Source organism: Streptococcus sp. DD11, assembly GCF_001578865.1.
In the GTDB taxonomy this organism is placed as follows: Bacteria; Bacillota; Bacilli; order Lactobacillales; family Streptococcaceae; genus Streptococcus; species Streptococcus panodentis.
Genome location: NZ_KQ969398.1, coordinates 58,412 through 71,258 on the forward strand (window position 1 = coordinate 58,412; position 12,847 = coordinate 71,258).

The 12,847-nt window shown below is 51.3% G+C and carries 13 protein-coding genes and 3 pseudogenes; all 16 read left to right on the forward strand.

Annotated elements, in window-relative coordinates; genetic code table 11:
- Positions 1 to 89 precede the first annotated feature (89 nt).
- A complete protein-coding gene (gene adhE / locus STRDD11_RS12365; protein WP_128837559.1) occupies positions 90 to 2,744 on the forward strand; it encodes a bifunctional acetaldehyde-CoA/alcohol dehydrogenase in 2,655 nt (884 codons plus the stop codon).
- A 122-nt stretch (positions 2,745 to 2,866) separates the two neighbouring features.
- A pseudogene (locus tag STRDD11_RS14795) lies at positions 2,867 to 3,016 on the forward strand (shikimate dehydrogenase); the annotation flags it as partial.
- Between the two features lie 24 nt (positions 3,017 to 3,040).
- Positions 3,041 to 3,190: pseudogene (locus STRDD11_RS14800) on the forward strand (shikimate dehydrogenase); the annotation flags it as partial.
- Between the two features lie 141 nt (positions 3,191 to 3,331).
- A complete protein-coding gene (locus tag STRDD11_RS12380; protein ID WP_128837560.1) occupies positions 3,332 to 4,012 on the forward strand; it encodes a DUF6796 family protein in 681 nt (226 codons plus the stop codon).
- 163 nt (positions 4,013 to 4,175) lie between these two features.
- Complete coding sequence (locus STRDD11_RS14805; protein ID WP_241209463.1) at positions 4,176 to 4,235, forward strand: hypothetical protein; 60 nt, start codon at positions 4,176 to 4,178, stop codon at positions 4,233 to 4,235.
- Positions 4,236 to 4,379: 144 nt separating this feature from the next.
- Positions 4,380 to 4,712, forward strand: coding sequence for an acetylxylan esterase (locus STRDD11_RS14810; protein WP_241209459.1), 333 nt, complete (start codon positions 4,380 to 4,382; stop codon positions 4,710 to 4,712).
- 347 nt (positions 4,713 to 5,059) lie between these two features.
- Positions 5,060 to 5,767 carry an N-acetylmannosamine-6-phosphate 2-epimerase gene (locus STRDD11_RS12390; RefSeq protein WP_128837561.1) on the forward strand — a complete coding sequence of 236 codons (708 nt, stop codon included), beginning with the start codon at positions 5,060 to 5,062 and terminating at the stop codon, positions 5,765 to 5,767.
- A 4-nt stretch (positions 5,768 to 5,771) separates the two neighbouring features.
- A pseudogene (locus tag STRDD11_RS12395) lies at positions 5,772 to 6,521 on the forward strand (ATP-binding cassette domain-containing protein); the annotation flags it as partial.
- A 309-nt stretch (positions 6,522 to 6,830) separates the two neighbouring features.
- Positions 6,831 to 7,154 carry a hypothetical protein gene (locus STRDD11_RS12400; RefSeq protein WP_128837562.1) on the forward strand — a complete coding sequence of 108 codons (324 nt, stop codon included), beginning with the start codon at positions 6,831 to 6,833 and terminating at the stop codon, positions 7,152 to 7,154.
- Positions 7,144 to 9,102, forward strand: a complete 1,959-nt coding sequence (locus STRDD11_RS12405; RefSeq protein WP_128837563.1) for a V-type ATP synthase subunit I — start codon at positions 7,144 to 7,146, stop codon at positions 9,100 to 9,102. Before STRDD11_RS12400 ends, STRDD11_RS12405 begins: the two co-directional genes overlap by 11 nt.
- 51 nt (positions 9,103 to 9,153) lie before the next feature.
- Positions 9,154 to 9,633, forward strand: a complete 480-nt coding sequence (locus STRDD11_RS12410) for a V-type ATP synthase subunit K (protein WP_128837564.1) — start codon at positions 9,154 to 9,156, stop codon at positions 9,631 to 9,633.
- A gap of 10 nt (positions 9,634 to 9,643) precedes the next feature.
- On the forward strand, positions 9,644 to 10,234 hold the full coding sequence (locus tag STRDD11_RS12415) for a hypothetical protein (protein ID WP_128837565.1): 591 nt from the start codon (positions 9,644 to 9,646) through the stop codon (positions 10,232 to 10,234).
- A 10-nt stretch (positions 10,235 to 10,244) separates the two neighbouring features.
- A complete protein-coding gene (locus tag STRDD11_RS12420; RefSeq protein ID WP_128837566.1) occupies positions 10,245 to 11,258 on the forward strand; it encodes a V-type ATPase subunit in 1,014 nt (337 codons plus the stop codon).
- Positions 11,245 to 11,565: a V-type ATP synthase subunit F gene (locus STRDD11_RS12425; RefSeq protein WP_128837567.1), complete on the forward strand. Its 321-nt coding sequence runs from the start codon at positions 11,245 to 11,247 to the stop codon at positions 11,563 to 11,565. Before STRDD11_RS12420 ends, STRDD11_RS12425 begins: the two co-directional genes overlap by 14 nt.
- 10 nt (positions 11,566 to 11,575) lie before the next feature.
- Complete coding sequence (locus STRDD11_RS12430; protein WP_128837568.1) at positions 11,576 to 12,403, forward strand: isocitrate lyase/PEP mutase family protein; 828 nt, start codon at positions 11,576 to 11,578, stop codon at positions 12,401 to 12,403.
- Between the two features lie 12 nt (positions 12,404 to 12,415).
- The coding region (locus tag STRDD11_RS12435) for a GNAT family N-acetyltransferase (protein ID WP_164828498.1) at positions 12,416 to 12,847 on the forward strand (432 nt) is incomplete at its 3' end.

Here is a 12,847-nt window from a genome sequence, read left to right on the forward strand (position 1 = left end):
AAAAGAATAGGTTATAATGAAATTGTGAAATATTTAACAAAGGCTGGGTTTCTTCGCCTAACCTTAAGCAAAACCTTTGGAGGAACAGAATGGCTGAAAAGAAGAAAACTGTAGAACAAGAAGACAAGGCTTTGGCAGCGCAAAAGCATGTCGATGAATTGGTGCAAAAAGGTCTGACAGCACTGGAAGAAATGAGAAAGCTGGATCAGGAGCAGGTAGACTACATCGTAGCCAAGGCTTCTGTAGCAGCTCTGGATGCCCACGGCGAGCTGGCCCTGCACGCTTATGAGGAAACGGGCCGCGGGGTCTTTGAAGATAAGGCGACCAAAAATCTCTTTGCCTGCGAGCATGTGGTCAACAATATGCGCCACACCAAAACCGTCGGCGTTATTTCTGAAGACGACGTGACGGGTCTGACCTTGATTGCAGAGCCGGTCGGCGTTGTCTGCGGAATCACACCAACAACCAACCCGACATCGACAGCGATTTTTAAATCTTTGATTGCTCTCAAAACGCGCAATCCAATCATCTTTGCCTTCCATCCATCTGCTCAGGAATCCTCTGCTCATGCGGCTCAGATTGTCCGCGATGCAGCTGTTGCGGCAGGTGCGCCTGAAAACTGTGTGCAGTGGATTACAGAGCCCTCTATGGAAGCGACTTCTGCCCTCATGAACCACGAAGGCATTGCGACGATTCTTGCGACTGGCGGAAATGCTATGGTGAAGGCCGCTTACTCCTGCGGCAAGCCGGCTCTGGGCGTCGGTGCAGGAAATGTGCCGGCCTATGTCGAAAAATCAGCCAATATCCGTCAGGCGGCTCACGACATTGTCATGTCCAAGTCCTTTGACAATGGGATGGTCTGTGCCTCTGAGCAGGCGGTTATCATCGATAAGGAAGTTTACGATGAGTTTGTCGAAGAATTCAAATCCTACCACACCTACTTTGTCAATAAGAAAGAAAAAGCCCTGCTGGAAGAGTTCTGCTTCGGTGCTAAAGCCAACAGCAAAAACTGTGCCGGTGCCAAGCTCAATCCGAATATTGTCGGAAAATCAGCTGTCTGGATTGCGGAGCAGGCCGGCTTTACCGTGCCAGAAGATACCAACATTCTAGCGGCAGAGTGTAAGGAAGTGGGCGAGAAAGAGCCGCTGACGCGTGAAAAACTGTCACCGGTCATCGCTGTGCTCAAGTCTGAAAACCGTGAAGACGGTGTCGAAAAAGCCCGTCAGATGGTCGAATTCCACGGTCTGGGCCACTCAGCTGCCATCCATACAGCAGACGAAGCATTGACCAAAGAATTTGGGAAAGCTGTCAAAGCCATTCGTGTGATCTGCAATTCTCCTTCTACTTTTGGCGGTATCGGTGATGTTTACAATGCCTTTCTGCCGTCACTGACTCTGGGCTGCGGCTCTTACGGACGCAATTCAGTCGGTGACAATGTCAGTGCTGTCAATCTCTTGAACATCAAAAAAGTAGGAAGACGTAGAAATAATATGCAATGGATGAAACTCCCTTCAAAAACATACTTCGAGCGCGACTCTATCCAGTATTTGCAAAAATGCCGGGATGTGGAACGCGTCATGATTGTCACTGACCACGCCATGGTGGAGCTGGGCTTCTTGGACCGTGTCATTGAGCAGTTAGATCTGCGCCGCAACAAGGTGACCTATCAAATCTTTGCGGATGTGGAGCCGGATCCAGATATTACGACGGTCAATCGGGGTACGGAGCTTATGCGGGCCTTTAAGCCAGATACCATCATCGCTCTGGGCGGCGGCTCTCCTATGGATGCAGCCAAGGTGATGTGGCTCTTCTACGAGCAGCCTGAAGTGGACTTCCATGACTTGGTTCAGAAATTCATGGATATCCGCAAGCGGGCCTTCAAGTTCCCGCTGCTGGGCAAGCATACGAAGTTTATTGCCATTCCGACCACTTCCGGTACAGGTTCAGAAGTGACACCGTTTGCCGTGATTTCTGACAAGGCTAATAACCGCAAGTACCCAATCGCCGACTACTCTCTGACTCCGACAGTAGCCATTGTAGACCCGGCTTTGGTCCTGACTGTTCCGGGATTTGTCGCAGCCGATACCGGTATGGACGTGCTGACCCACGCGACAGAAGCTTATGTGTCTCAGATGGCCAGCGATTATACAGACGGTCTGGCTCTGCAGGCAATTAAGCTGGTCTTTGAAAATCTGGAAAGTTCTGTCAAGAATGCGGATTTCCACTCTCGCGAGAAGATGCACAATGCTTCTACGATTGCCGGTATGGCCTTTGCCAATGCCTTCTTGGGCATTTCCCACTCTATGGCCCATAAGATCGGTGCACAGTTCCACACCATCCATGGCCGTACCAATGCTATCTTGCTGCCGTATGTCATCCGCTACAACGGAACCCGTCCGTCTAAGACGGCAACCTGGCCTAAGTACAACTACTACCGTGCGGATGAGAAATACCAAGACATCGCCCGTATGCTGGGGCTGCCGGCTTCTACTCCAGAAGAAGCGGTTGAATCCTATGCTAAGGCAGTCTACGACTTGGGTGAACGCGTCGGTATCGAGATGAACTTCAAGGCACAAGGCATCGATGAGAAAGAATGGAAAGAACATTCCCGTGAATTGGCCTTCCTTGCCTATGAAGACCAATGTTCCCCAGCCAACCCACGCCTGCCGATGGTGGACCACATGCAGGAAATCATCGAAGATGCCTACTATGGCTACAAGGAACGCCCAGGACGCCGCAAATAAGCAGCCAGACTCCTGAATTAGCAATAAGACAGTTTGTCGGTCATCCCCCTGCCATATGGCAGGGGGATTTTCTACTGCTCTTAACGAAACAAGTGCTGCGCACGCAGTTGAGTCCTAGAGCAGTGGATGCAGTTTTGTCCGTCAGGACAAAAGCTGTACACCTTGAAGAAACACTCAGCAAGGCAAGACCTTTGGTCGAAGCCGAGCTTAGAGACCTTGATGCTGAGGAACGCAGCGACGTGAGCGCTATGCTCTTAACGAAACAAGTGCTGTGCACGCAGTTGAGTCCTAGAGCAGTGGATGCAGTTTTGTCCTTTAGGACAAAAGCTGTACACCTTGAAGAAACACTCAGCAAGGCAAGACCTTTGGTCGAAGCCGAGCTTAGAGACCTTGATGCTGAGGAACCTAGTGACGTGAGTGCTGTGCTCTTAACGAAACAAGTGCTGTGCACGCAGTTGAGTCCTAGAGCAGTGGATGCAGTTTTGTCCTTTAGGACAAAAGCTGTAAGCCGTCCAGCTACTTGTGATTGACAGGGACTTTATGCTAAGATAGGAGGAGAATGAAAAAAGGAGAGCAAGGAGAGCAATGTGATTTTCTTATCTTTGTGGGCAGGCTTGCTGAGTGGTCTTTGTTGGCTGCTGGGGGATATTCTGCTGGTGGGCTTTGAGGTAGATCGAGAACGCTACGGCTCCTTTGTGGCTGGCAGTCAGATTGGCAATCAGGATATGGCCCTGCTCATGCTGCCGGGCTCTGTCAAGCGGCTGCGCTTTGGGGCATTAATCGCTCATTTTTCCATTCCCCTCATGCTGGCTTCGCTCTATGGTCTCTTTCGGCTGGCTCATGAGGGCTTTTGGTCCTGGCTGGCTGTCGGGATTCTGGGTCTTGCTTTTGCCCTGTCGCCGCTGGCCCATGCAGCCTTTTACTACGTGGGCATTATCAGCAAATCGGCTTATGAGCGCAGTGCTGGCGGCCCCTGCTCGGAGGTGGACAGCCGGCTCATCAATGAAGCAGTTTTTGTGCTGGATATCACTTGGCGGACAGCGGTGGGGCTGACGGCTTTGGGCTGGCTGCTTTATTCCTGTCTGATTTTTACCGGACAGACAGCCCTGCCGGTCTATTTTGGTCTGCTGACGCCGCTCTTTGGCAGCCCCATGGCTCTCCTCATTGTTGAAAAGCTGCGGATTGGCCGGCCCTATCTGAACGGTGCGGGGCTGAATATAGGTCTCAGTCTCTTCTATTTCCTGCTCCTGCTTCATCTGGCTTTCTAGTCAGTTCGTTAAATTTTAGAAAAAGATAATTTTATATATTAACCTATTGAAAAAATCTTCCTTCTATGATATGATGAAAGAGGTTTCAAGAATCGTTGGGAGGAAGAGACCTGAAAACCCTACTTTGCTTAAAGAAATGCGACACTACCGAGAAAGAGATGAAATGCCTGACGATTTTGATACCTTTTGGGATAAGCATGTAGCGGGAGCAGAGGGATCTTAGGATTATCCGTTGCGGAAAAGGATTTTCAGATTGCTGATGCGGCTTGCTAGGAGCTCATCTTCAAGTCTGGAAATGGCGAACAGCTCTATGCCAAGCTCGTCGTTCCTAAGTCGGCGGAGAACGTTCCGGTGCTGTTTCATTTCCATGCTAGATGGGGCAGGGCTGGGACTGGGCCGATATGCTGGGCTAGACGGCAGCAGGCTGGGGCGTGTATCGATGGATGTTCGCAGGCAGTCAGGCCACTCGCTGGACGGTGACAGGTCGGTCCGTGGCAATACTGTGAAAGGCCGTATTATTCGCGGGGTGCTGGATGGACCAGACTATCTTTTTTTCAAAGCTGTCTATCTGGATGTGTACAGCCTGGCCGAGCTCATGCTTGGTCTGGACTTTGCGGATAAAAACCGCCTGCCTATTTTGGCGGCTCACAGAGCGGAGCTTTGGCTTAGTCGGAGAAAAGGAGTACCCTCTCCTGCCTGAAGGAGCGTGAGGCTGTGAATGCCCACATCAGTGATACAGTCTATAACTGGCTCTGCGGAATGCAATAATAAGAGCTTTCTTCATTTCGGATTTTGAATCCGACCGTTAATATTCGTTCTCCCTTTGGGGCTGGGCTAAGGCCTGGCCCCTTTTACTGTCTGGTTTTGAGAGTCTGATTTTTTTTTCAACATAGCGGCTGTCCTGAAACTACTTTCAGGATTTTATTTGTTTTTTGCAAATTTGGAAACTAAAATCTAAATTTCAGAAGTTATTGAAAGCGTTTTAAAAATTGGATATAATGACATTATAAAAATCGCGGAGAATAAATAGAAAAGGAGAGATTGTCCATGTCACAGATTCTAAAAGACGACCTGATAGCCAAGATTAAAGACGGCATCATTGTCTCTTGTCAGGCCTTGCCGAAAGAGCCGCTTTATACAGAAGCTGGGGGAGTGATTCCTCTCTTGGTCAAGGCTGCTGAGCAGGGCGGTGCTGTCGGTATTCGGGCCAATAGTGTTCGCGATATTCGGGAAATCAAAGAAGTAACTTCTCTGCCCATCATCGGGATTATCAAGCGTGATTATCCGCCGCAGGAGCCTTTTATCACAGCGACGATGCGGGAAGTGGATGAGCTGGCAGCTCTGGATATCGAAGTGATTGCTCTGGACTGTACCCAGCGGGAGCGCCATGATGGCTTGACCATCGCAGAATTTATCCGGCAGGTCAAAGAGAAGTATCCGCGGCAGCTTTTGATGGCAGACATCAGTACCTATGAGGAGGCAGCTGCGGCTGTCGAAGCTGGTGTAGACTTTGTCGGCACGACCCTGTCAGGCTACACTTCCTACAGTCCCCAGGTTGACGGCCCAGACATGGAGCTTATCCGCCGCTTGTGCGAAGCAGGCTTTGATGTCATCGCCGAAGGAAAGATTCACTATCCGAGTCAAGCCAAGCAGATACACGATTTGGGGGTAAGGGGTATCGTTGTCGGCGGCGCCATTACGCGGCCTAAAGAAATTACAGAACGCTTTGTTGCAGGATTAAAAGAAGTGAGGTAGATGCATGACAACCTTAACACTAAATAAACTATATAAAAAATATCCCAACAGTGATTTTTACTCCGTTGAAAATTTTGATTTGGATATTAAGGATAAGGAGTTTATCGTTTTTGTCGGGCCATCCGGCTGCGGGAAGTCAACAACCCTGCGGATGATTGCAGGGCTGGAGGATATCACGGAAGGGGAGCTCTATATCGATCAGAATCTTGTCAATGACATTGCTCCTAAGGATCGGGATATCGCCATGGTTTTTCAAAATTATGCCCTCTATCCTCACATGACTGTTTACGACAATATGGCCTTCGGCCTCAAGCTTCGCAAGTATGACAAGGCTGATATTGACAAACGGGTTCAGGAAGCAGCGGAAATCCTTGGGCTGAAAGAACTGCTGGATCGAAAGCCGGCTGATCTGTCCGGCGGTCAGCGGCAGCGGGTAGCCATGGGACGGGCCATTGTCCGTGATGCCAAAGTCTTTCTCATGGATGAGCCCTTGTCGAACCTTGATGCCAAGCTGCGCGTGTCTATGCGGGCGGAAATCGCAAAAATTCACCGCCGTATCGGAGCGACGACCATCTATGTCACCCATGACCAGACCGAGGCCATGACCTTGGCCGACCGCATTGTCATCATGTCAGCGACTAAGAATGAAGCAGGAACAGGCACCATCGGCCGCATCGAGCAAATCGGTACGCCGCAGGAGCTCTATAATGAACCAGCCAATAAATTTGTAGCAGGCTTTATCGGAAGCCCGGCAGGGAGATTGTGCTCAGAGGGAAGTCCCAGCTTTCGTACGATTTGGAGGCTGGGGTACAGGCAAACTGTCAAAAGAACAGTTAAAACTGTGAACAGACCATGACGGATTGTTTAGAAATATGTTATAATTTACACAAGTATAAACTGATTTCAAACTGTGCAGATCGAAAAAAAGACAGGGTGAGGAGCTGCCGCTCAAAGGAAAGGGGTTTTCCAAAGAGCAGGTGTTTGGCAGCTGGATTTGCCTTGAAAGAGGCCCTGCCCTGACCTTTATCCGAGCAGCCGCAGTTTGGTGTCAAGAGGTGAGAACATGGCGAATCAGACTCTCGAAAAAATGCAGGAAATAGAAGCAGCTGCAGATAAGGTGCTGGCTGGCTATGAGACAGATATAGAGCAGCTGCGCCGGCAGGCTGATGAGCAGATCAGTCAGATGGGGCAGGCTTATGATCAGGAGACTCAGCGGCTGGCAGCGGAATTAGAAGAAAGCAGCCAGAAGCAGTTAGCCGCCCTCAGGCAGGATGTGCTCATCACTGTTCGGCAGAATGAAGCCGCAGTGGAGGCTGCTCTGAACGACAAGAAGGCGGCTCTGGTCCAGTCCATCATAGATAAGGTGGTAGATGAGTATGGCCATTAGTCACATGCTCCAGCTGTCTCTCCTGCTGCCGAAGGAGCTGCTGGATGACCTGCTCTTTTACCTGCAAGGCCTGCAGTCTGTGCAGATTCATGACTTGCGGGAGCAAGAGGACTGGCAGACGGCCTTGGGCAATCAGACGGTCAGCGGTCTGACGATGCCGGCAGCCCAGCAGGAGCTGCTCAAGCGTCAGGAAAAGCTGGAAAAGATGATTGAGCGCTTAGAGTCTTATCTGCCCAAAAAGAAGCTGCTGCAGTCTCTGAAAGAAAAGCCGCTGGAGCTGTCTTTTGAGCAGCTGGAGCAGCAAGGGCAGGCCCGAGATGAAGCCCTGCTTTTGAGCAGGATTGACCAGGAACTGCGCAAGCTGGCTCAGGCCGAAGAGCGGATAAAAGCGGATCAAGCCGAGCTGGTCCGGCTTGAAAAGTGGGAGCCGCTGGAAGCGACCCCGCAGGATTTGGCGGCCTTCAGCCATCTCAAGGGCTTGGTGGGCACCATTCCCAGCAAAGACAATGATGCTCTGCGGACCAGTCTGCAGCTGCATCCGGATCTGCAGGTCGAGGTCGTTTTCAGCAGCGCTACCGAGCAGGGGCTGCTTATTTTCTACAGGGCTGGATCTTTAGAGGAAGTACAGAGCGTTCTGGCTCAGGCTGATTTTAAACCCTTTGACTATGAAGGCAGTGAGCTGCCCCGTCAGCACATCAGGCAGCTCAGGGCTGATATGGAGGAGCAGGAGACTGTGTGCTCTTTGACGAGAGCGGCATTGGCGGCTTCCAAGCAGGAGCTGGCTCAGCTGCAGCTGCAGCTGGACTATGTGCTGAATCTGTCCTCGCGCCAGCAGAGCAAGGATTTTCTGGCCGGTACGCAGAATTTAGTGGCACTTGAGGCTTGGGTGGAAAGCGAGCAGCTGGCAGAACTTCAGGACTGTCTCAACCGGCAGTTTGGGCAGGCCATTCTGGTGGAGAGCAGGGAGGCGGCAGCCGATGAAGCCGGGCAGGTGCCGACCAAGCTGAAGAACCCTGCGCTAATTGAGCCCTTTGAACTGGTGACTGAGATGTATGCTCTGCCCAAGTACGGGGAGAAGGATCCAACTCCTATCGTAGCTCTATTCTACTTTGTTTTCTTTGGGATGATGGTGGCAGATATCGGCTACGGTCTCCTGCTGTTGCTGGGGACCTGCCTTGCCCTGAGATTTTTCTCTGTCAAGCCGGGACTGGCTAAAAACCTCCGTTTCTTTCGTCTGCTCAGCTTTGCGGTTATCATCTGGGGCGTCGTTTATGGCTCTTTTCTGGGTTTTGAGCTGCCTTTTGCATTGATCCGCACCAGCTCGGATGCCATGACGATTTTGGTCCTTTCTGTCCTTTTCGGTTTTATCACGGTGGTAGCCGGCCTTTATCTCAGCGGCTTGAAAAATTTGCGCGTCCGCGATTATGCCGAGGCATACACCAGCGGTTTTGCTTGGGTGCTGATTCTCCTTGGCCTGCTGCTCTTGGTGCTTGGCCGGGTGTTGCCGTCTCTGCCTCTTTTGGGGCCGGTGGGTCAGTGGCTGGCTCTCCTCAATGCTCTGGGCATTTTGGCCGTCTCTCTGGTCAGCGCTAAAAGCTTTTCCGGTCTGGCTGCTGGTCTTTTTAACCTTTATAATGTCAGCGGCTATGTTGGAGATTTGGTCAGCTTCACCCGCCTCATGGCTCTGGGCTTGTCCGGTGCCAGTATCGGCTCGGCCTTTAATCTGATTGTCAGTCTCTTTCCTCCTTTAGCCCGCTTTACGATTGGCTTGTTTCTCTTCATTGCCCTGCATCTGATCAACATGTTTCTGTCTTTCCTGTCGGGCTATGTACACGGAGCGCGCTTGATTTTTGTAGAGTTTTTTGGGAAATTCTATGACGGCGGCGGCAAGCCTTTCAGACCGCTGAAGCCGGCTGAAAAATATGTAAAAGACAAAAAAGAAATTTGAGCAGCTTTGGCAGAAGCAGCCAGTCTGCCCAAGGATAAATAGGAGTTAATCATGGAACATTTAGCATCATATTTTGGAACTTACGGCGGCGCTTTTTTCGCAGGGCTGGGCGTGGCTTTGGCTGTCTTTCTCAGCGGCATGGGATCGGCGCTGGGAGTGGGCACGACCGGTCAGGCAGCAGCCGCTCTGCTCAAGGAGCAGCCTGAGAAATTTGCTCAGGCCTTGATTTTACAGCTTTTGCCGGGGACGCAAGGACTCTATGGCTTCGTTATTGGGATTACTATTTTCTTTAATATCAAGCCTGAGCTGGCTTTGCAGTCCGGTGTGGCTTACTTTTTAGCCGCTCTGCCGGTAGCGGTTGTGGGCTATTATTCGGCCAAACACCAAGGGCGTGTCGCGACTGCCGGTATCCAGATTTTGGCCAAGCGTCCAGAAGAGGTGATGAAGGGCGTGATTCTGGCAGCTATGGTGGAAACATATGCCATCCTTGCCTTTGTCGTATCCTTTATTATGGTCTTGAATGTAAAATAAGGAGGCGTGTATGTCTGACCTATCACAGCTCAAAGCCGCAGTTCTGGAGCAGGCCCATGAAAAGGGACGGCTGCTCCTTTCAGAAAGCAAGGCAAGGCTGGCGCAGGATAGCAAAAAACAGGAAGCCCGTCTGGAGCAGGAAAAACTGCAGCAGCGCACAGCCCGTCTAAAGGACATCAGGCGCCGCAGCCAGCGGGACTTGCAGCAGCTGGAAAATCAAAAACGCCAGTCAAGCTTGGCGATTAAGCAGCGGGTGCTGGGAGAGCTCTTTGAGGAAGCCTACCAAAAGATGGCAGCTTGGTCTGACCGGCAGGAGCTGGCTTTTATCGGCAGTGTTCTGAAAAAGTATTCACGAGAGCCTATGGTCTTGGAATTCGGCTCTCTGACCTATGAAAAGCTCAGTTCAGCCCAAGTGCAGGAGCTCAGAGACAGCTGGCCGCAGCTGGAAGTAGCTGAGACCAGCCGGGCCGGTCAGGCAGGATTTGTCCTGTCCAGAGGCCGGATAGATGACAGCTATCTCTACAGGGATTTGCTGGATGCTGTCAGACAGGAAGAAAGCTGCCGGCTGGCGCAGGCGATTTTCAGGGATGCTGCAGAGTAGGAGGGCGGCCATGGACGGAAAAACTTACTCACAGGTCAACACAGCCATCAGCGTGCGGGAGGCTTCCTTTCTGACTCCCCAGCAGTATGAAGAGCTGCTGCAGACGGCAGATGCAGCCAGCCGCTCTCAGCTGCTGCAGGGGACAGTCTATGCGCTGGATACAGATGCACTCAGCAATCTCAATGCCATTGAGCAGGTGCTGATGCGGCAGCTCATGGCCGAGTATGCCTGGGCCTTTGACATCAGCCCGGATGCCCAGCTGCCCTCTCTCTTTACTCTCCGCTATACTTATCACAATCTCAAGGTCCTGCTCAAGCAGAAGGCCACAGATCTATCGCTGGAGCATCTGCTGCTGCCGGCTGGCCCCTATTCTCTGGAAATTTTGGAGCATTTGACAGCAGCTTTTTCGGCGGAGCACTGTCCGGACTGGATGCTGGAGGAAGTGCTGGCTACTTGGCAGGAGTATGAGGATTATCAGGATTTGCGCGTGCTGGAAATCGGCATGGATTTAGCCTATTTCAAGCATCTCAAGCGTTTGGGCCGGTCTTTGGACAATGCGGCTCTCAAGACTTGGGTGGATGTGAGCATTGATTGCTACAATGCCGTGACGGCCAAGCGGGCTGTGGATCTGCACAAGCCTCACAGCTTTATGAAGCAGCTCCTGTCCGATGAAGGGAACCTGACGGCTGCGGAGTGGATTGCGCTGGCCGAGCGGGGAGATTTTCTCTCTTGGTTCAGTCAGGTCAATCCCTTGGACTATGATGTGGATCTGCGGCTCTATGAGGAGAAAATGCGGACCCAAAGCCTGACAGCGGTTGAGCTGGAATATCTGGCGGACCTGCTGCAGGTCAAGCTGCTGGCTGCTGCTCAGTTTGAGACAGACGGCCCCCTGCCTCTGGCCCGCTATCTGCTGGGCCGGGAGCTGGAGGTGAAAAATCTGCGGCTGATTTTGACTGGACTGGACAATCAGCTGCCGCTCTCAGCAATCAAGGAAAGGATGCGGCCGATTTATGGACAAGACTAGCTATCAGATTGCGGTTGTCGGCAGCCGCGATGCCATTTTGCCTTTTAAACTGATTGGTTTTCAGACTTTTCCGGTCAGCCAGAGCCAAGAAGCGGTTAAGGCGCTGCGCCAGCTGGCACGAGACCGCTTTGGCATCATCTATCTGACCGAGGACATAGCAGCTCAGATCCCGGAAACCCTGGCCTACTACGACAAGCAGGAGCTGCCTGCTATCACCCTGATTCCGACCCACAGAGGCAGCAGCGGTCTGGGCCGGCAGCGAATCCGGGACAATGTCGAAAAAGCCGTTGGGCAGGATATACTGTAAAGGAGCAACTATGTTTTTAAGAAAGCAAAGAAAACTGGCTCAAAAATTTCAAGAACTGCATAGGAGCAAGGAGCTGTTCGTCCTTCCCAATATCTGGAATGTTGGCTCCGCAGTGGTTTTTGAAAAAGAGGGCCATCTGGCAGTCGCTACGTCAAGCGCTGGGATTGCCTATGATATGGGCTATCCTGATGGAGAAGACATCTCCTTGGATGACTTGGTTTTTATGGTTTCAAAGATCACCAAGAGGATTTCTCTTCCTTTGTCGGTGGATTTTGAAAGAGGCTATGCCGAAACGCCTGAAGGGGTAAAGGCCAATGCCCTTCGTTTGCTTGAAGCAGGGGCGGTTGGTTTTAATCTGGAAGACGGCTGTTCGGATAAGAGTTTATCTCCCATCGAGCTTCAACAAGCAAAAATCCAGGCCCTGATGGAGCTGAAAAAAGAGACGGGACTTGATTTTGTCATTAATGCCCGCACCTGTGTCTATTGGAATCAGTTGTTTGATGAGGATACCAGATTAAAAGTGGCTTTAGAAAGAGGGTTCGCTTACGAAAAGGCAGGAGCAGACTGCTTCTTTGTTCCAGGTCCCGTCCCGCAGGCAGCCATTCAAAGATTGACGGAGTCTTTGAGCATTCCAGTTAATATCATCTTAAATCCAGCATCTGGCAGCATTTCGGATTTGCAGGCGCTCGGTGTCAAGCGGCTTAGTCTTGGTTCTGGACCAGTACGGACGATCTATCAGCAAGTAATCGAATTGGCACAAGAAATCGCTGCTCATGATTTTCATCGGATTCAGCAGGCAAGCTTTACTTATGATGATGCAAATCGTTATTTCAGATAAGTTGAGGTTCTTATGAGAGTAAATGAATATGGACAAGCAGTCGGAGAAACTCTTCCTGATTTCACAGCAGGAAAATTTCCCAACATTGAAAGAATTGAAGGGCGCTACGCTGTCATTGAGCGCCTATCGAAAAAACACAGCGCAGATTTGTACGAGGTTTACGGACCGGACTCACCTGCAGACATGTGGACGTATTTGTTCAAGGGACCTGTGGCAAACCAAGCAGAGTGGGAAGATTTGCTGGATGAGCTCATGACAGCTCAGGGACGCTTTTGCTATGCTATTTTGGACAAGGTGACGGGCAAGGCTCTGGGGACCTTTTCCCTCATGCGGATTGACCGAGCCAATCGTGTCATCGAAGTCGGAGCGGTTACCTATTCGCCTCGGCTCAGGCAGACCCGACTGGCAACAGAGGCCCAGTATTTGCTAGCTCGCTATGTCTTT